Genomic DNA, 18,161 nt, shown 5'->3' on the forward strand with positions numbered 1-18,161 from the left:
TAACTGTCTGTTCGCGCAGGCTGGTGAGTGCGGCCCTAGCTGGTGAGCGCCGCGGAGATCTCGGCAGCAGCGGTATCCACGCCGATCTCGCGGGTTTCGCCGGTGAACCGGTTGCGCAACTCCACCACGCCGTCGGACCAGCCGCGGCCGACCACCACGATCCACGGCATGCCGAGCAGTTCGGCATCCTTGAACTTCACCCCCGGTGACGCCAGCCGGTCGTCGAACAACACCTCGTGACCGAGCCGGTCCAGATCGGCGACCAGTTCACCGGCACCGGCGCGGGCCGCCGAGTCCTTGTTGGCGACCACGACGTGCACGTCGAACGGTGCCACCGACGACGGCCACCGCAGACCGATCTCATCGTGCTGCTGCTCGGCGATCACCGCGACCAACCGGGACACCCCGACGCCGTAGGAGCCCATGGTGAGTCGCACCGGTTTGCCGTTCTCCCCCAGCACGTCGGCGCCGAACGCCTCGGTGTATTTGCGGCCGAGCTGGAAGATGTGACCGATCTCGATGCCCCGCGCGCTCACCAGCGGTCCGGCGCCGTCCGGCGACGGATCGCCGTCGCGGACCTCGGCCGCCTCGATGGTGCCGTCGGGGGTGAAGTCGCGGCCCGCGACAAGCCCGAAGACGTGTTTGCCTGGCATGTCCGCCCCGGTGACCCAGGATGTCCCGTCGACCACTCGCGGATCGACGAGATATCGAACACCGTTGGCCAGCAATGCTTTCGGACCGACATAACCCTTCACCAGGTATGGATTGGCGGCGAAGTCGGCGTCGTCGAGCAGTGCGTACTCGGCCGGTTCGAGCGCCGCACCGAGGCGCTTCTCGTCGACTTCCCGGTCACCGGGCACACCGACGGCCAGCAGCTGCCAGTCACCGCCGGGTTCACGGGTTTTGAGGAGCACGTTCTTGAGAGTGTCGGCCGCGGTGAAGTTTCGGCCCAGGCCTGCCGAGTTGGCCCAATCGACCAGTGTCGCGATCGTCGGGGTATCCGGCGTGGCGTGTACCTGAGCCTCGGGCTGGCCTTCGATCGGCAACGGATCTGGTACCGCGGTGATCACCGCCTCGACGTTGGCCGCGTAGCCCGACTGCAGACAGCGCACGAAGGTGTCCTCACCGACCTCACTCTCGGCCAGAAACTCCTCTGACGCACTGCCACCCATCGCCCCGGAAACCGCCGATACCGTGACGTAGCGCACGCCCAGTGCGGCGAAGATCCGTTGGTAGGCCTCACGATGGGCGTGGTAGGCGTTCTTGAGACCGTCGTCGTCGACGTCGAAGGAGTAGGAGTCCTTCATCACGAACTCACGGCCACGCAGGATGCCCGCCCGCGGCCGCGCCTCGTCGCGGTACTTGGTCTGAATCTGATAGAGGCGCAGCGGAAAATCCTTGTAGGACGAATACTCGCCCTTCACCGTGAGGGTGAAGATCTCCTCGTGGGTGGGCCCGAGCAGATAGTCGTTGTCACGCCGGTCCTTCAACCGGAACAACGTGTCGCCGTACTCGGTCCAACGATTGGTGGTCTCATACGGTGCGCGGGGCAGCAGCGCAGGCAACAGAATCTCCTGGCCGCCAATCGCGTTCATCTCGGTGCGGACGATGTTCTCGATCTTGCGCAGCACCCGCAGCCCCAGTGGCAGCCAGCTGTAGATCCCCGGGCCTACCGGACGGACGTAGCCGGCCCGGATCAGCAACTTGTGGCTGGGCACCTCGGCGTCGGCGGGGTCATCGCGCAAGGTACGTAGGAACAGCTCTGACATTCGGGTGATCACAGCGCACACCTTAGCGACTGCCGACAGCTAGTCCCGTCCCTGCCAGGTACAGATGCACGCTTCGTTGCCTTCGGCGTCGGCCAGCACCCAGAACGCGGGCGCAGCGCGATCGTTCAACAGCGTGCCGCCGGCGGCCAACGCCGCCTCGATCCGGGCCGGCGCGGCGTCGTGTGGCACGTCGATGTCGAGGTGGATGCGGTTGCGCCCCCCGCGCGCCTGGTCCATCTGCTGAAACCAGATCGCCGGACCGCGCCCGAACGGGTCGACGAGGCCCTCGTTGAGGTCGGACGAGTCCGGCTCGTCGACGTATCCGGTGATCGCCTTCCAGAACGGCCGCACGGCGGCGATATCAAGCGCGTCGATCGCGATCTCAAACGCGCGGAGTGCCCCACCGCCGCGGACCGCCGGCTCGAAACCCCGGGCGGCCAGTTCCTGAGATACCTTGCGCGCCAACTCCAGATCGCGTCCGGTCACTGTGCCGGAGTCCCCCGATTGCAGCCGCAGGACCGCGCGGTCCGCGCGGACATCGATGCGCAGATGTCCCGGGGCATCGGCACCCGCTGCCGCGACCGCATGAGACGCCGCCGCCACGGCGTCAGCCATGGTCGGCACCAACACCTCGGTATAGACAGCGCCCAACACCAGCTGCCAGCCCTGCGGTCCGACCGCCTCGGAGATCTGTCTACGGGTGAGCGGTGCCTCCTGCACGGTGATCAGCGTAGCGACCCGCGCGATTCCGGAGGCCCTACATCTGTACATCCGGCCGGCATGCCAGCAAGATGACCAGTGATGCATTCTGCAAATATTGTCGTGGGGTAACCATCGTGCGAATCGCCATCAGCGGCGCCGGCATCGCCGGCCCCACCGCTGCGTATTGGTTGCAGCGCAGCGGTCACATCCCGACCCTGATCGAACGTGCCCCGGCGCTGCGCACCGGCGGCTACGTGATCGACTTCTGGGGCGTCGGGTACCGGATCGCCCAGCTCATGGGTATCGAGCACGATGTGCTCGACGCCGGCTACCGGGTCAGGAAGCTGCGGGGTGTCCGGTCGAACGGACACAGTTTCGCGAACGTCGACGTGGACGCGTTCGTGCGCGCGGTCGATGGCCGGTACGTCACGATCGCGCGATCCGACCTGGCAGCCATCATCTACTCGTCGATTGCCGATGACGTCGAGGTGATCTTCGACGACACCGTCACCGACATCGACAATCGCAGCGACGGAGTCACGGTCTCCTTCGAACGTCATCCGGCCCGCGAATTCGACCTGATTCTCGGAGCCGACGGCCTGCACTCAGCGGTGCGTGAACTCACGTTCGGATCCGAGGGCACCGAGCATTACCTCGGGTGCTGTGTCGGGGCCTTCACGACCGACGGGTATCGGCCCCGCGACGAACTGACCTATGTGCTCTACAACGTTCCCGGCGCGCAGGTCGGGCGGTTCGCGTTGCGGGATGACCGCACCCTGTTTCTGTTCGTCTTTCGGCACCCGGATCCGCATTCGGTCGACGATGCGCGTGCTCTGCTGCGGGCCCGGTTCGACGGCGTGGGATGGGAATGCCGGCCGATTCTGGCCCGGCTCGATTCGGCCACTGATCTGTATTTCGACGCGGTCAGCCAGATCCGGCTGGACCGCTGGTCACGGGGGCGCGTCGCCCTGCTCGGGGATGCCGCGGCCGCGGTGTCCTTCCTCGCGGGCGAAGGCACCGGGCTGGCGATGCTGGAGGCCTACGTGCTGGCCGGCGAGCTGGCACGGGCAACGGGCGATCACCGGATCGCATTCGCCGCCTACGACGAGCGGCTCCGCATGTTCATTGCCGACAAGCAGCGCGCCGCGTACCGGTACCTGCCCTTTTTCGCGGGCACCACGCGTCTCGGACTGAGTCTGCGCAACCTGGGCCTGCGGGCCATGAGCATTCCGGGCCTGGCCGAGCGGCTGGCCTCGCGTAGTTTCCGTGACGACATCGACCTACCCGATTACGGCATGTGACATCAGGCCGGGACGGTCAGGCTAATCGACTTCGATCTCGCCCGCGTCCATGGCGTCCTTGACGTCCTGCGCGTGTGCGACCTGATGGGACGTGTAGCCGATGAACAACGCCGCAGCGCCGACCAGGACCGCCACCGCAGCCACCCACAACAGCCCGTAGGTGTAGCCGGCGTCCAGCGCGGCGAGTTGAGTGTCGTTCATCTCCTTGACCGGTCCGGTGACACCACCCAGATACAGCGTGCGCGAAGTGATGACCGCCTGGACGACGGCCAGCACCAGCGGCCCGCCCAGGTTCTGCAACATCAACGCGATCGCCGACGCCGGGCCGATCCGGTCGAGGTCGACACCGGCGATGGCCGACAGCGTCAACGGCACCACGATCATGCCGATACCGATGCCACCGACGGTGATCGGCACCACCAGGTTCGGGAAGTACGGGATGCCTTCGTGCAACGTCGATCCGTAGATCATCGAGCCCAGCACGAGGATTCCGCCGGCGATGACCACCAGCCGCGGCTGGAAGAACCGCACCACCTGTGAGGACACCCCGAGCCCGATACCCATACCGATCACGAACGGGATGAAGCCGATACCGGCCCGAAGTGCGCTGTAGCCGAGAATGTCCTGCACGTACAGGCCGATGAGCACGGTCAGGGTGAACAGCACACCGCCGGCCAGGAAGATCGCCACGAAGGTGGCCACGCGGTTGCGTTCGTGGAACAGATCGAACGGCACGACCGGGTTTTCGGCATTACGTTCGGCGATGAGGAATGCCAGCCCGAAGACCGCCGCGGTGGCACCGGCGCCCAGCGTGACCGGCGACAGCCAACCGCTTTCGGGTCCCTGGGTGAACGCGAACACGGCCGCGGTACACGTCAGGGTCGCCAGCAGCGCCCCGGCGGCGTCGAGCTTCATCCGCTCCCGGTGGGTCTCCTGCAGGGCGGTGCGGGCCAGGTAGAGCATCACCAGGCCGATCGGCACGTTGACCAAGAACGCCCACCGCCACGACACCTCGGTCAGAGCGCCGCCGACCACCAGGCCCATCACCGAGCCGATCGCGGTCATGGCGCCGAACACCGCGGTGGCGGCGTTTCGTGCCGGCCCCTTGGGGAAGGTAGTGGCGACCAGCGCCAAACCGGTCGGCGACGCGATCGCCGCGCCGACGCCCTGCAGCAGCCGCGCGGTGACCAGGGTGGCCTCGTTCCAGGCGATGCCACACAGGATCGAGGCGATGATGAACAGCGCAACACCGACGATGAAGGCACGCTTGCGGCCGATGGTGTCGCCGAGCCGTCCGCCCAGCAGCATCAGCCCGCCGAAGGTGAGCACGTACGCGGTGATGACCCAGCTGCGGCCCGCATCGGACAGGCCCAACTCGTCCTGGATCTGTGGCAGTGCCACGATCGCCACGGTGCTGTCCATGGTCGCCAGCAGCTGCATGCCGCCGATGGCGATCACCGCGGACAGGAAACCCCACGACGGGAACCAGGACGGCAGCCGGCCTGCCAAACCTTGGCGTCGACCGGAATCTTTGCCGTCAACGCTCGCCGGCGTATACACGGGAATCGCCCGGTTTGCCCCGCCACCAGCGTCTCGATCGATGGCCGCGCCCTCTGCCTTATTGAGAGCAGTCATATCGGGCTACCTTACCGGAATCTTAAGAATCCTTTAACCGCCGAAGCCCGCCACCGCACCGATCACGATGATCGCGGGAGGGCGAATGCCGTCTTCACGGATCCGTTCCGGCGCGTCGCCCAGGGTGGCCCGCAGCGTCCGCTGCGCGACGGTGGTGCCGTGCTGCACCACCAGCACCGGTGTATCCGCAGGTCGGCCGCCTTCGAGCAACACCTTGGCGAACAATTCGATGCGTTCGACCGCCATCAGCAGCACGATGGTGCCGTTCATCGCCGCCAGTGCATTCCAATTCACTAACGATTCCGGATGCCCGGGTGCAACATGGCCGCTGACCACCACAAACTCATGCGTCATGCCCCGGTGGGTGACCGGAACACCGGCCAGCGCAGGAACCGCTATGGCGCTTGTCACACCCGGTACGACCGTGACCGGGATGCCCGCTTCTGTGCACGCGAGCAATTCTTCGTAACCGCGGGCAAACACGAACGGGTCGCCGCCCTTGAGCCGCACCACGAACTTGCCTGCCCTGGCCCGCTCCACGATGACCTGGTTGATCGCGTCCTGCGCCATCGCCCGCCCGTAGGGGATCTTCGCCGCGTCGATCACCTCGACGTGCGGACCGAGCTCGGCAAGCAGATCCTGCGGTGCGAGCCGGTCGGCGACCACGACGTCTGCATGGGCCAGCAGCCGACGGCCCCGCACGGTGATCAGTTCCGGATCGCCGGGACCGCCACCCACCAGCGCCACACCGCTCGTGACCGCGTCGGGCGCATCGGCGGCGACGATGCCACGCTGCAGCGCCTCGTGGATGGCCGATCGGATGGCCGCGGAGCGGCGGTGCTCACCACCGGCGGTCACGCCGATCGAGAGGCCGTCGTACTCGAAGGTCGCCGGGGTGACTGCCGAGCCGTCCCTGGCCACGTCGGCGCGGACACAGAAGGTGTGACGCCGTTCGGCCTCATCGGCGACCGCGGCGTTGACCGCCGAGTCGTCGGTGGCTGCGATGACATACCAGGCGCCCTCGAGGTCGCCCTCACGGAAATCTCGCAACTGCAGGGTGATCCCCGGTTTGTCTCGGCTGAGTGCTTCCACCGCAGGCGTCGCGGCGCGGGCGATCACGTGCACGTCGGCGCCGTGGGCGATCAACAACGGCAATCGGCGCTGCGCAACGGTTCCGCCGCCGACGACGACGACCTTCCTGCCGGACAGGAGCAGGCCGACCAGATAGGCATTCTCTGAACTCACATCGCTCCTCGCGTCGAACTCACATCGCTCCTCGCGTCCGCGCCACCCGCCGAGCTTAGAGCGTGCCGCCCCAGGGCATCGGTGGCAGCACCGGTGCCGGAGTGGTCACTTCTCCCGGCGAGCAGACACTAATGCACCCTTTTCCACGGGCTTTCGGGTACCGGAGCGTCTGCTGGCGGAGATGAGGTGACCCGCGGGGATGAGGTGACCCGCGGAATCACGTGACCCACCGTGTGGCGCTTGATCTTCCGGCGGCCCGGTGCGCCGGTCACGTCGTCGGGGCGCGGTTCATGACTGCTCGGCTTCGGCGCGTGAGCCGGGACGCGCCATCGGCACGTGCGGAATACCGTCGTCGAGAAACTGATCCCCGTCGGGGACGAATCCGTGCTGGGCGTACATGTCGATCAGATAGGTCTGGGCGTTGATCCGGCAGGGATAATCACCGACGTCGGCCAACGCCGCCTGCAACAACCGGGTGGTGTGACCGAGTCCTCTGGCCTCGCGCTTGGTGCAGACCCGGCCGATGCGGAACGCCTTCTCCCCGCCCGGATGCTCCTCCATCAACCGCAATGTGGAGAGCACTTCGCCGTCGGGTACCTCCAACCAGAAATGCCGGGTCTCGGCCAGCAGATCGCGGCCGTCCAACTCCGGATACGGGGTGGCCTGTTCGACCACGAACACCTCGACTCGGAGCTTGAGCAACTCGTAAAGGGTTGCCGCGTCGAGATCTTTGGCCCAGCTGCGGCGCAGTGCGACGGTCATCCGCCCACCACCGTCAGACGACCGCGGGAGTGTCCGCGGGCGCGTCCAGCTTGAGCACCTTGGTGCCCCACGACCACACTTCCTCGAACAGACCCGGTTCGTCGGAGAGCTTCGTGCCGAGCGAGGGGACCATCTCCTTGAGCTTGGGCAGCCAATCCTGGTAGCGGTCGGCAAAGCAGCGTTCGAGCACGTCGAACATGGCGGGCACCGCCGTCGACGCGCCCGGTGAGGCACCGAGCAGCCCGGCGATGCTGCCGTCGGCGGCGTTCAGCACGGTGGTGCCGAACTCGAGCACACCACCGGCGCCCTTGCGTCGGATCACCTGCACACGCTGTCCGGCGATATCGAGCTCCCAATCGGAATCGACTGCGCTGGGGGCGAATTCACGAAGAGTATCGACCCGGTCGGCCTCGCTGAGCAGCAACTGGCCGACCAGGTACTTGACCAGGCCCACCTCGGTCAGGCCGACTCCGAGCATCGAGGCGAGGTTGTTGGGCTTGACCGAAAGGGGCAGGTCGGTGATCTTTCCCTGCTTCAGGAACTTCGGCGACCAGCCGGCGAACGGGCCGAACAGAAGCCAGGACTTGCCCTGAATGACGCGGGTGTCCAGATGCGGCACCGACATCGGCGGCGCGCCCAGCGGCGGCAACCCGTACACCTTGGCCTGGTGTCCGGCGGTCAGCGACGGCCTGTCGGTGCGCAGGAATGCACCCCCGACCGGGAACCCGCCGAACCCCTTGGCCTCGGCGATACCCGACTTCTGCAGCAGCGGCAGCGCCCCGCCGCCTGCACCGACGAACACGAACTTGGCATTGATCTTCCGCTTGCCGCCGGTGCGCCGGTTGAGCACCTTGAGCGTCCAACTGCCGTCGGACTCCTTGTGCAGATCCCGCACGTCATGGCCGAACAGCGTCGTCATCCCCCGCTGGGCGGCATAGCCGATCAGCTGCCGCGACAGCGACCCGAAATCGACATCGGTGCCGTCCTGGCTCCAGTTCAGTGCGACCGGATCGGAGAAGTCGCGCTTGGCCGCCATGAACGGCAGCCGACGGGCGAACTCGTCGTTGTCGTCGATGAACTCCATCGAGGCGAACAACGGGTTGCCGACAAGCGCCTCATAGCGGCGCCGCAGGTAGTCGACGTTGCGCGCGCCGTGCACGAAGCTGACGTGCGGGACGGGGTTCAGGAAGCTGCGCACGTCGGGCAGCACACCGTTCTCCGCGGCGTATGCCCAGAACTGCCGCGATACCTGAAACTGTTCGTTGACGGTGACCGCTTTGGCGATGTCGATGGAGCCATCGGAACGCTCGGGGGTGTAGTTGAGCTCACACAGCGCGGAGTGCCCGGTGCCTGCGTTGTTCCAGGGATCGGTGCTCTCGGCGGCGGCACCGTCGAGGCGTTCGATCAGTGTGATCGTCCAGTCGGGCTCCAGCAGCCGGATCAAGGCGCCCAGGGTGGCGCTCATGATGCCGGCGCCCACCAGCACGACGTCTGTCTTTGCGGTCGCAGCTACGTTTGCCTCAGACACCCTGATCGCTCGTCCTTCAATCGCGGGACCCGTCTACGTTGACGGCTGTTGTTATGCCCAGGTTATCGCGCGACGAATCCCGATTGACCGGGCATGGCAGTGCTGTCGGTCACCCCGCCGCCGCCACTAGGGTGGGAGCGTGACGTCACGGGAGCCCGACTGGGAGCCGGATGTGCTACCCGGCTTCTGGCAGTTGACCATCGACCTCGGCCCGGACCCCGACGGCGAAGGCCAGCTGGTTGCCACTCTGGTGCGCCGCGGCGAACCCGGAACCGGCGGGCATGCGGTGCTGGGGCTGCACGGCTACACAGACTATTTCTTCCACACCGAGCTCGCCGACAAGTTCGGCGAACGCGGTTTCACGTTCTACGCGCTGGACCTGCACAAGTGTGGACGCTCCCGCCGGGAGGGCCAGACGCCGCATTTCACCACCGACCTCGCCCGCTACGACACCGAGTTGGAACGCGCGTTGTCGACCATCGCCGCCGACACCGGCGGCGCCCGGGTTTGTCTGTACGGCCATTCGGCGGGCGGGCTGATCGTCACGCTGTTCGCCGACCGACTGCGCCGCCGCCGCGCCGTGACCGACCACAACATCGGCGGGCTGGTGCTCAACAGCCCGTTCTTCGATCTGCACGGTCCGGCGATCCTGCGCACCGCACCCACCTCGACCGCGCTCATCGCCCTCGCCAGGTTGCGCAAGCACCAGGTCATCCGCAGGCCCACCGAGGGGGGCTACGGCAGCAGCCTGCACCGGGACTACGCCGGCGAGTTCGACTACAACCTGGAGTGGAAGCCGCTGGGCGGGTTTCCGATCACGTTCGGCTGGATCAACGCCATCCGCCGCGGCCAGGCCAGGCTGCATCGAGGGCTGGATGTCGGTGTGCCCAACCTCATCCTGCGGTCTGATCACAGCGTCACCGAGACCCCGGACCCTGAGGACCTGCAGCGCGGGGACGCGGTGCTCGACGTCGCTCAGATCGCCCGATGGGCCGGCTGTGTGGGTAACCACAGCACCATCGTCCCGATCGCCGACGCCAAGCACGACGTGTTTCTCTCACTCTCCCAGCCTCGCGCCGCGGCGTACCGCGAACTGGACCGCTGGCTCGACCACTACCTGAGCTCGCAAACACCATCGAACGCAACATCTTCCGGATAGGAACGGCTGTGGAGCACTACGACCTGACAATCATCGGCACCGGCTCGGGTAACAGCGTCCTCGACGACCGTTACGCCGGCAAGAAAGTGGCGATCTGCGAGCAGGGCACCTTCGGTGGCACCTGCCTGAATGTCGGCTGCATACCGACCAAGATGTTCGTGTACGCCGCCGAGGTGGCCCACGCCATCCGCGACAGCGCGCGGTACGGCATCGACTCCCACATCGACAAGGTGCGCTGGCCCGACATCGTCTCACGGGTGTTCGGCCGGATCGATCCGATCGCCGCAGGCGGGGAGTCCTACCGCCGCTCCAACCCCGACATCACCGTGTACGCCAGCCATACCCGGTTCCGCCCGCGCGCTGCCGACGGCCGCTACATCTTGCGCACCGAGGCCGGTGACGAGTTCAGTTCCGACCAGGTGGTGATTGCCGCGGGATCGCGCACCTTCATTCCCCCGGCCATCGTGCAGTGCGGGGTCAAGTACTACACCAGCGACGACATCATGCGGATCCCTGAGCTCCCAGAACATCTCGTGATCGTCGGGGGCGGCTTCGTGGCCGCGGAGTTCGCCCACGTGTTCTCCGCTCTCGGGGTCCGGGTCACCATCGTGGTGCGCGGATCCGGACTGCTGACTCATTGCGACGAGACAATCTGCCACCGCTTCAGTGACCTCGCCACCGAGAAATGGGACCTGCGCACGCATGAGAACGTGATCGGTTCCCACGTGTCAGGTGAATACGGTGAGACCGTTGTCCTGGAGCTCGACGACGGCAAGACCTTGGACGCCGACATGCTGCTGGTGGCCACCGGACGGATTCCCAACGGCGATCTGCTCGACGCCGAACTGGCCGGCGTCGAGGTCGACGAGGATGGTCGCGTGATCGTCGACGAGTACCAACGCACCACGGCGCCTGGCGTTTTCGCGCTGGGTGACGTGTCGTCGGACTATCAGCTCAAGCATGTGGCCAACCATGAGTCCCGCGTGGTCAGAGAAAACCTGCTGCGTGACTGGGACGACGCCACGGCACTGGTGCGCAGCGATCACCGGTTCGTGCCCTCGGCGGTGTTCACCGAACCCCAGATCGCGACCGTCGGCCTCACCGAGGCGCAGGCCCGCGAGGAGGGCTACGACATCGTCACGAAGATCCAGGATTACGGCGACACCGCGTACGGCTGGGCGATGGAGGACACCACCGGCATCGCCAAACTGATCGGCGACCGTGCCACCGGCAAGATCCTGGGTGCGCACATCATGGGCTATCAGGCGTCCTCACTGATCCAGCCGTTGATTCAGGCGATGAGTCTGGGACAGACCGCCAAAGAGGTTGCGCGCGGACAGTACTGGATCCACCCGGCGTTGTCCGAAGTGATCGAGAATGCGTTGCTGGGCCTGGTGGAGGACTGAGACCAGGCGCCGTCAGGACGGAGTGCTCCAGCGCTGCTCGATCCGGCCGAAACGCCAGATGCCCACGGCGACGAGCCAACTCAACACGAACAGCCCGACGATCGCGAAGCCGACGGACTCCAGATCGGCGGATCCGATGACCGCGAGCGGCCCGTCGGTGATGCCGAGGCGATCGACCAGCAGGCCGGTGAGCACGATGACACCGATCACCAGCGCGACGATGACCGACAGCACGGTGACCGTGAGGTTGTAGTAGACCTTGCGGATCGGCTGCAGGAATGCCCAGCCGTAGGCGCGGGCCATGAAGATGCCGTCCAGGCTGTCGAAGAGGCTCATACCCGCGGCGAACAGCACCGGTAACACCAGGATCGCGTACCACGGCAGCGTGAACGCCGCCGTCCCCGCTGCCAACACCAGCAGCGCCACCTGGGTGGCGGTGTCAAAGCCGAGGCCCATCAGGAAGCCGACCGGGTAGAGGTGCCATGGCTTGCTCACCCGTCGCATCACCCGGCCGAGCAGGCGGGCCAGGAAGCCGCGCTGGTGGAGTTGACGTTCGAGTTCGGCCTCGTCGAAGTCGCCGCTGCGCATCGCACGAAAGATCTTGGCGATCCCCACGGCGGCGAACAGGTTCGTCAGGCCGATCAGGATGAGGAACGTACCCGCCACCAGCGAGCCGACCAATCCGAGGGTCTGCAGCATCGGTGAGCCCTCGTCTTGAACCGGGCCTGCGAGCGCATGGACGCCGAGCGCCAGGAGCAGGGCAAGCCCGAAGACCACACTCGAATGCCCGAGTGAGAACCAGAAGCCCGCGGACAGCGACCGGGTGCCCTCCCCCACGAACTTGCGGGTGGTGTTGTCGATGACGGCGATGTGGTCGGCGTCGAAGGCGTGCCGCACGCCCAGTAGGTAGGCCGTGACCCCGAGGCCGACACCGAACACTCCGGCCGAGCCGAGTGTGATGTGCTGCGGTACCACTCCGAAAGCCAGCACACCCCAACCGAATAGGTGAAGCACCAGAACAACGCCGCCGATCATCGCGATCGAGAGCCAATCGGAGCGGTCGAAGCCGGGCGACTTCGTGGCGCTGGTGGGGTCGCTCAGCTCGGGAAGCGCGCCGCTGATCATTGACCGAGCGTAGAACCACACCAGATATCTGTCCAGATGAACAGATGACAAGGTCACTCAGCCGTGTCGTGCACCGATCCAATGCAGCAGGTCGTGCACGATCTGGTCCTCCAGCCGGTAGTTCACTGTGCGCCCCACCCGGGTGGCACTCACCCAACCCTGTTGACGCAGCACACGCAACGCCTGGGAGGTGGCGTTCTCCGACCGCCCGAGCGCCGAGGCGAGATCGCTGACGCAGATGCCGGGTGCCCGGTGCAGTCCGAGCAGAATTTCCAGACGGTTCGGATCCGACAGCAGATCGAAGCGCAGCGCCCAACCAGAGGCATCCACGTCCGCCAGTGCCGACGACGCACGCTCGACATGCACTTGATTTCCAGGCCGGGCCACGGTTCGAATTTAGCCCAGGACTGGGTGTCGGGCGCCTGCATGCGGCCGACCGGTATGCGGCCTTGGTGCAGAGGTGCAGGGAGTCAGTCCAGGAAGCCGTGCAGCAGCGCGGCTGACCCACCGACGTGGGCCAGCATGGCGGCCGCCGCACTGTCCGTGTCACCGGCCAGGATCGCGATGACGATCGCCTCGTGCTGTTCGTCGGAGTGCGCGATATTGCGTGGCAGCAGCGGGATCTGGTCCAGTAGCGCGTTGAGCCGCATCCGGTTCTCCGCTACCAGCGGCACCAGCGACGGCGATCCGGCGGCCTCGGCGATCGCCAGGTGCAACCGCGAATCGAGGCGTCGGTAGTCGTCGGGCTCGGCACCGCGGACATCCGCCAGCCGGGAGTACAGGCCGTCGCGCTCACCGGCGCTGAGTGTGCGGCCCGCCGCCATCCGGGCCGCCCCCACCTCGAGGATCTCCCGCAGGCGTAGTGCGTCGTCGATCTCGTCACGAGTGGGTCGCCGGCTGGTCGTCGGCAGTGCGGGCAATTCAGAGGCCAGGAACGTGCCGCCGTACCGGCCCCGCTTGGCCACCAGGTACCCCGCGTCGGACAGCGACTTGATCGCCTCCCGGACGGTGTCACGGCTGACCCCCAGCCGGGCGGCGAGTTCCCGCTCCGGCGGCAGCGATTCGCCGGGGGCCAGCACCCCGAGCCGAATGGTCTCCAACAGCCGGCCAACGGTGTCCTCGAACGCGTTGCCGAGTCGCACCGGCCGCAGGAGGGCGTCGGTTGTTTCAGGGGTGGACTCCGGGTCCGGTTCGGCGGTCACGATGTCAGGGCCTCAGAGCGGGGTCACGTACGCGGAACTGATCCCGCCGTCCACCAGGAATGTGGAACCGGTGATGAATGATGCGTCGTCACTCGCCAAGAAGGCGACCGCGGCGGCAAGCTCCTCCGGCTCGGCGAACCGGCCCACCGGAATGTGCACCAACCGGCGCGCCGCACGCTCCGGGTCCTTGGCGAACAGTTCCTGTAGCAGCGGGGTGTTCACCGGTCCCGGGCACAGCGCGTTGACCCGGATGCCCTGCCGCGCGTACTGCACGCCCAGTTCGCGAGACATCGCCAGCACCCCACCCTTGGATGCGGTGTACGAGATCTGGGAGGTCGCCGATCCCATCACCGCGACGAACGAGGCGGTGTTGATGATCGATCCCTTGCCGGCAGGAACCATGTGCCGCAACGCCGCCCGGCATGACAGATACACCGACTTGAGGTTGATGTCCTGGACCTTCTGCCACGCGGGCAGCTCGGTGTTCTCGATCAGATCATCCTCTGGCGGGGAGATCCCGGCGTTGTTGAACGCGATGTCGACCGAGCCGAAGGTCGCGGCAGCGGTATCGAAGAGGTTGTCGACGGCGGCTTCGTCGGCGACGTCGACCGGCACGAACAGACCGTTGAGTTCGTCGGCGGCCGCCTTGCCCGTGGTGGGGTCGATATCGCCGACGACGACGGTGGCGCCCTCGGCGTGCAGACGCTTGCCGGTGGCCAATCCGATACCGCTTGCGCCGCCGGTGATCACGGCGACCTTGCCTGCGAGTCGTTGGGTCAGGTCCATCTACAGCTCCTCTACGGCGAAAAAGACGTTCTTGGTCTCGGTGAAAGACAGCGGCGCATCGGGTCCCAGTTCACGGCCGAGGCCGGACTGCTTGAATCCGCCGAACGGGGTGTTGTACCGCACCGAAGAATGCGAGTTGACACTGAGATTTCCCGCTTCCACAGCGCGTGACACCCGTATCGCGCGCGACACATTGTCGGTCCACAGCGAACCGGACAGCCCGTAGGGCGTGTCGTTGGCCAATGCGATCGCGTCGGCCTCGTCGTCGAACGGCAGCACCGTGACCACGGGTCCGAAGATCTCCTCGGTGACAGTCCGATCGGTGCGCTGCGGGGTGAGCACCGTTGGCGGGAACCAGAATCCGGGCCCCGACGGTGCGGAACCGCGGAATGCGACGGGTGCGCCTTCGGGAACGTAGGCCGATACCGACTCCCAGTGCGGCCGCGACACCAGTGGCCCCATCTCGGTGGCGCGGACGTTGGGATGCCCGACCACGACGCCCTTGACGGCGGGTTCGAGGAGCTCCATGAAGCGGTCATACACACTGCGCTGCACCAGGATCCGACTGCGTGAGCAACAGTCCTGTCCGGCATTGTCGAACACTCCGTAAGGCGCGGTGGCGGCGGCCTTCTCCAGATCGCAGTCGTCGAACACGATGTTGGCGCTCTTACCACCCAGTTCCAGGGTGACGCGCTTGATCTGCGCTGCCGCGCCTGCCATCACCCTGGTGCCCACCTCGGTGGACCCGGTGAACACCACCTTGCGGATGTCGGGATGGCTGACGAAGCGCTCCCCCACCACCGAGCCCTTCCCCGGCAGCACCTGGAACAGGTCGGCGGGCAACCCGGATTCGACCGCGAGCTCCCCGAGACGCATGGTGGTCAGTGGCGTCCATTCGGCCGGCTTCAGCACCACCGCGTTGCCCGCGGCCAGTGCCGGGGCGAACCCCCAGGCGGCGATGGTCATCGGGAAGTTCCACGGCGTGATGACCCCTACCACACCGAGCGGTTCGTTGAACGTGACGTCGAGTCCGCCCGCCACCGGGATCTGCTTACCGGACAGGCGCTCCGGGCTTGCGGAGTAGAACTGCAGCACGTCGCGGACATGCCCTGCCTCGCCCTCGGCCTGTCCGATCGGATGTCCCGAGTTCGCCACCTCGAGGGCGGCGAGCTCGTCGACATGGGCGTCGACCGTGGCCGCGAATGCCCGCAGGGCCGCGGCCCGCTGCGCCGGAGCCAGCTTGGCCCAATGCCGTTGCGCCACCTTGGCGCGCGCCACCGCATCGTCGACGCCGGCCTCGTCGAACTGCTCGACGTCGGCGAGCACCTCCTCGGTCGCCGGATTGATGACCTGACTGACGCTCATGAGACCCTTTCTGTGGCATAAACTCTCGCGGCATCCACCACACCGGTGAACAACCGGATATCGTCGAGCCGCTCCTCAGGATGCCACTGCACCCCGAGCACGAAATCAGCGCCGGGCAGCTCGACCGCTTCGATCACTCCGTCGGTGTCCGACGCGCTGACAATCAGCCCGTCGCCGATCCGGTCGATGGCCTGGTGGTGGTAGCACTGGGCATCGGAGGACTCACCGATCAGCCCCGCCAACCGGGTACCCGCCACCGTGCGCACGGCCGAGGTGCCGAACACCGCGTTGCCCTTCTGGTGGTGGGTGTGGCCGATGACCTCCGGCAGGTGCTGATGCAGCGTGCCACCAAGGGCGATGTTGAGCAGCTGCGCGCCGCGGCACACCCCCAGGACCGGAATGCCGCGCCCCAGTGCGCCTTTGATCAGGGCGAACTCCCACTCGTCGCGGGCGCGGGCCGGCTGGTCGGTGGTCGCATGGGGCGCCTGCCCGTACCACGCCGGATCCACGTCGGGACCGCCGGTGACGACCAGGCCGTCCAGCCGGTCGAGTACCCGATCGGCGATCTGCTCGTCAACCGGTTGCGGCGGCAGCAGCAGCGCGATTCCGCCTGCCAGGTTGACACCCTCGAAGTAGACGTGCGGCAGGAAGCTGGCCCGCACATCCCACACGCCGGTCTGCGCCTGCTGCAGGTAGGTGGTCATGCCGATGACCGGCGCCACCACCGAGTCGGGAGCAGAACCTGGATCAGAGCCGTTCAAAGCCGCGTACCCTTTCCCAATCGGTCACTGCGGCATTGAATGCCGCCAGTTCCACCCGTGCGTTGTTCAGATAATGCTCGACGACTTCGTCACCGAACGCCGCGCGAGCCACTTCTGACTTCTCGAACAACCCGGCAGCTTCGGCGAGCGTCGTGGGCAACCGTTGGGCGCCACTGGTGTATGCATTGCCCGCCAACGCCTCCGGCAGATCGAGCTCGCGCTCGATGCCGTACAGTCCGCCTGCGATCAACGCCGACACCGCCAGGTACTGGTTGACGTCCCCACCCGGCGCCCGGTTCTCCATCCGCATGCCATGGCCGTGCCCGACCACCCGCAGGGCGCAGGTACGGTTGTCGATCCCCCAGGCCACCGCGGTTGGCGCAAAGCTACCGTCGACAAAACGCTTGTAGGAGTTGATATTCGGCGCGTAGAACAACGTCAGCTCGCGCATCGTTTCCAGCTGTCCGGCGATGAAACTGCGGAACATCGGCGACATCCCGAGCGGGTCACCACGATCAGCGAACACCGCGGAGCCGTCCTCCCCGCGGAGCGAGATGTGGATATGGCAGCTGTTACCTTCGCGCTCGTCGAACTTCGCCATGAACGTCAGGCTCTTGCCGTGCTGGTCGGCGATCTCCTTGGCACCGTTGCGGTAGATGGTGTGGTTGTCGCACGTCACCCGCGCGTGGTCATAGCGAAAGGCGATTTCCTGCTGACCGAGGTTGCACTCGCCCTTGACGCCCTCGCAGTACATTCCCGCCCCGTCCATGCCGAGTCGGATGTCGCGTAGCAGGGGTTCCATGCGGGTGGACGCCATCATGGCGTAATCGACGTTGTAGTCGCTGGCGGCGCTCAGATTCCGGTATCCGGCTTTCCACGCCTCGCGGAAGCTGTCGTCGAACACCATGAACTCGAGTTCGGTGCCGACGTAGGGCACCAGGCCGAGTTCGGCCAGCCGGTCGATCTGCCCGTTGAGGATGCTGCGCGGGGCCGCGGCCACCGGGCGGCCGTCGGTCCAGGACAGGTCCGCCATGACGAGGGCGGTGCCGGGCAGCCACGGGATCACCCGCAGCGTGGTGAAATCCGGTGTCATCACCATGTCGCCGTAGCCGGTCTCCCAGCTCGACATCGCGTAGCCGTCGACGGTGTTCATATCGACGTCGACAGCCATCAGGTAGTTACAGCATTCCGCGCCGTGTGCGGCGACGTCCTCGACGAACAGCCGGGCGGACACCCGCTTACCGGTCAGCCGGCCCTGCATATCGCAGAACGCGACGATCACGGTGTCGATCTCGCCGGCGGCCACCATTTGCTCCAGGTCGCGCTGCGCCAGCATGCCGGGGTTCGGGCTCATTGCGCGCCTTCCTAACGATGTTCAGATAACAGGCCGACATGACGACAAGCCGACCATTGCG

General features: G+C 66.5%; 16 protein-coding genes. 3 read left to right on the forward strand and 13 right to left on the reverse strand.

The window, feature by feature from the left end:
- Positions 1–35: 35 nt before the first annotated feature.
- Together M1247_RS09895 and M1247_RS09900 are read right to left on the reverse strand one after the other, a co-directional pair.
- Entirely contained in the window at positions 36–1,781 is a 1,746-nt protein-coding gene (locus M1247_RS09895) for a proline--tRNA ligase (protein ID WP_317156096.1), read from the reverse strand.
- Positions 1,782–1,808: 27 nt separating this feature from the next.
- Positions 1,809–2,489 carry a 4a-hydroxytetrahydrobiopterin dehydratase family protein gene (locus M1247_RS09900; RefSeq protein ID WP_317156097.1) on the reverse strand — a complete coding sequence of 227 codons (681 nt, stop codon included), beginning with the start codon at positions 2,487–2,489 and terminating at the stop codon, positions 1,809–1,811.
- A gap of 116 nt (positions 2,490–2,605) precedes the next feature.
- Here M1247_RS09900 and M1247_RS09905 point away from each other — a divergent pair, with 116 nt between their 5' ends.
- Positions 2,606–3,772, forward strand: a complete 1,167-nt coding sequence (locus M1247_RS09905; protein ID WP_317156098.1) for an FAD-binding domain — start codon at positions 2,606–2,608, stop codon at positions 3,770–3,772.
- A gap of 21 nt (positions 3,773–3,793) precedes the next feature.
- Here M1247_RS09905 and M1247_RS09910 read toward each other — a convergent pair whose 3' ends face one another.
- From M1247_RS09910 to mqo, 4 genes are all read right to left on the reverse strand, one after another.
- Entirely contained in the window at positions 3,794–5,407 is a 1,614-nt protein-coding gene (locus tag M1247_RS09910; RefSeq protein ID WP_317156099.1) for an MFS transporter, read from the reverse strand.
- A gap of 33 nt (positions 5,408–5,440) precedes the next feature.
- Positions 5,441–6,652 carry a uroporphyrinogen-III C-methyltransferase gene (gene cobA, locus M1247_RS09915; protein WP_317156100.1) on the reverse strand — a complete coding sequence of 404 codons (1,212 nt, stop codon included), beginning with the start codon at positions 6,650–6,652 and terminating at the stop codon, positions 5,441–5,443.
- Positions 6,653–6,940: 288 nt separating this feature from the next.
- The gene (locus tag M1247_RS09920; RefSeq protein WP_317156101.1) at positions 6,941–7,414 is read right to left on the reverse strand and encodes a GNAT family N-acetyltransferase; all 474 of its coding nucleotides are present in this window, start codon (positions 7,412–7,414) and stop codon (positions 6,941–6,943) included.
- 13 nt (positions 7,415–7,427) lie between these two features.
- On the reverse strand, positions 7,428–8,942 hold the full coding sequence (gene mqo, locus M1247_RS09925) for a malate dehydrogenase (quinone) (RefSeq protein WP_317156102.1): 1,515 nt from the start codon (positions 8,940–8,942) through the stop codon (positions 7,428–7,430).
- Between the two features lie 139 nt (positions 8,943–9,081).
- On the opposite strand from mqo, the gene M1247_RS09930 reads away from it, so the two are divergent.
- Positions 9,082–10,101: an alpha/beta hydrolase gene (locus M1247_RS09930; RefSeq protein ID WP_317156103.1), complete on the forward strand. Its 1,020-nt coding sequence runs from the start codon at positions 9,082–9,084 to the stop codon at positions 10,099–10,101.
- 8 nt (positions 10,102–10,109) lie between these two features.
- On the forward strand, positions 10,110–11,507 hold the full coding sequence (gene mtr, locus M1247_RS09935; RefSeq protein WP_317156104.1) for a mycothione reductase: 1,398 nt from the start codon (positions 10,110–10,112) through the stop codon (positions 11,505–11,507).
- A 12-nt stretch (positions 11,508–11,519) separates the two neighbouring features.
- On the opposite strand, the gene nicT is transcribed toward mtr, so the two are convergent.
- From nicT to M1247_RS09970, 7 genes are all read right to left on the reverse strand, one after another.
- Positions 11,520–12,632 carry a Nickel transporter NicT gene (gene nicT, locus M1247_RS09940; protein ID WP_317156105.1) on the reverse strand — a complete coding sequence of 371 codons (1,113 nt, stop codon included), beginning with the start codon at positions 12,630–12,632 and terminating at the stop codon, positions 11,520–11,522.
- Between the two features lie 57 nt (positions 12,633–12,689).
- The gene (locus M1247_RS09945; RefSeq protein ID WP_317156106.1) at positions 12,690–13,019 is read right to left on the reverse strand and encodes an ArsR/SmtB family transcription factor; all 330 of its coding nucleotides are present in this window, start codon (positions 13,017–13,019) and stop codon (positions 12,690–12,692) included.
- 83 nt (positions 13,020–13,102) lie between these two features.
- Positions 13,103–13,834 carry a FadR/GntR family transcriptional regulator gene (locus M1247_RS09950; RefSeq protein WP_317156107.1) on the reverse strand — a complete coding sequence of 244 codons (732 nt, stop codon included), beginning with the start codon at positions 13,832–13,834 and terminating at the stop codon, positions 13,103–13,105.
- A gap of 12 nt (positions 13,835–13,846) precedes the next feature.
- A complete protein-coding gene (locus M1247_RS09955) occupies positions 13,847–14,620 on the reverse strand; it encodes a 3-oxoacyl-ACP reductase (RefSeq protein ID WP_317156108.1) in 774 nt (257 codons plus the stop codon).
- Positions 14,621–15,985, reverse strand: a complete 1,365-nt coding sequence (locus tag M1247_RS09960) for an aldehyde dehydrogenase family protein (RefSeq protein WP_317156109.1) — start codon at positions 15,983–15,985, stop codon at positions 14,621–14,623.
- Positions 15,982–16,689 (reverse strand): gamma-glutamyl-gamma-aminobutyrate hydrolase family protein, encoded by a 708-nt coding sequence (locus M1247_RS09965; RefSeq protein ID WP_317156193.1) that lies wholly within the window; start codon positions 16,687–16,689, stop codon positions 15,982–15,984. Before M1247_RS09965 ends, M1247_RS09960 begins: the two co-directional genes overlap by 4 nt.
- Positions 16,690–16,732: 43 nt before the next feature.
- On the reverse strand, positions 16,733–18,100 hold the full coding sequence (locus M1247_RS09970; protein WP_317156110.1) for a glutamine synthetase family protein: 1,368 nt from the start codon (positions 18,098–18,100) through the stop codon (positions 16,733–16,735).
- Between the last annotated feature and the right edge of the window lie 61 nt (positions 18,101–18,161).

It is taken from the genome of Mycobacterium appelbergii, assembly GCF_032883035.1.
GTDB classification, from domain to species: Bacteria; Actinomycetota; Actinomycetes; order Mycobacteriales; family Mycobacteriaceae; genus Mycobacterium; species Mycobacterium appelbergii.

Coding starts and splice junctions, on each gene's coding strand:
- M1247_RS09910 (WP_317156099.1), bottom strand. CDS start 5,407: ATGACTGCTCTCAATAAGGCAGAGGGCGCGGCCATCGATCGAGACGCT.
- M1247_RS09920 (WP_317156101.1), bottom strand. CDS start 7,414: ATGACCGTCGCACTGCGCCGCAGCTGGGCCAAAGATCTCGACGCGGCA.
- nicT (WP_317156105.1), bottom strand. CDS start 12,632: ATGATCAGCGGCGCGCTTCCCGAGCTGAGCGACCCCACCAGCGCCACG.
- M1247_RS09955 (WP_317156108.1), bottom strand. CDS start 14,620: ATGGACCTGACCCAACGACTCGCAGGCAAGGTCGCCGTGATCACCGGC.
- M1247_RS09960 (WP_317156109.1), bottom strand. CDS start 15,985: ATGAGCGTCAGTCAGGTCATCAATCCGGCGACCGAGGAGGTGCTCGCC.
- M1247_RS09965 (WP_317156193.1), bottom strand. CDS start 16,689: ATGACCACCTACCTGCAGCAGGCGCAGACCGGCGTGTGGGATGTGCGG.
- M1247_RS09970 (WP_317156110.1), bottom strand. CDS start 18,100: ATGAGCCCGAACCCCGGCATGCTGGCGCAGCGCGACCTGGAGCAAATG.